Genomic DNA, 686 nt, shown 5'->3' with positions numbered 1-686 from the left:
TTCAATGTTTTGAAGAAGCTCTCCATCGGCGCGTTGTCCCAGGCGTTGGCACGACGGCTCATTGAGACGTTGATCTTGAACGCGGCGGTCAGTTTCCGGTACACGCGACTGACATATTGGGCCGCGATCAGAGTGCAGCAGCAATCCCGGTGGCCGCTTGCGTTGCCAGCAAGCGCTGCGCAACGCCTGGCAGACCAGATCCGCATTGATTCGCTCGGACATCGACCAACCCACGGGCCGTAGCTACCGCGGCTGGCACGATGAATGGCGGCGACCTCAGCGTCCAGCATGGCATTGGCCAGTGCCCGCCGACTTGGCTCCCGGCCGCGCCACTGACAATAGCCGCTGCGCGACACACCCAGAACCCGGCAAAGCCGGCTGACGCTGTACTGGTCGCGATGTGTGTCAATCCAGGCGTACCTCACCGCGACCCCTTCGCGAAGTACGCCGTCGCCTTTCGAAGAATTTCGATATCCAGCTTTGCGCTGGCCAACTCCTTACGCAGACGACCGTTCTCGGCTTCCAGGTCGCTGACCGGGCGACGACTTGAGCTCGGCGCACTCGGCACCAGTCCCGTTGCGGCCTGCGCACTGCCATCGCGTTGATCACGGCACCAGTTCCCCAGCGTCGCCACCGGCACGCCCAGCCTGCGAGCGGCCTCATGCTGACCAACGCTCTCAGCCAGC

General features: G+C 63.6%; 1 pseudogene. It reads right to left on the bottom strand.

The features are described 5' to 3' along the window. Positions 1 to 686 (bottom strand): annotated as a pseudogene (locus tag DID99_RS36815) (DDE-type integrase/transposase/recombinase); the annotation flags it as partial.

Source organism: Burkholderia sp. Bp8986 (assembly GCF_003854225.1).
GTDB lineage: Bacteria > Pseudomonadota > Gammaproteobacteria > Burkholderiales > Burkholderiaceae > Burkholderia.
This window is presented reverse-complemented; position numbering and strand designations above follow the sequence as displayed.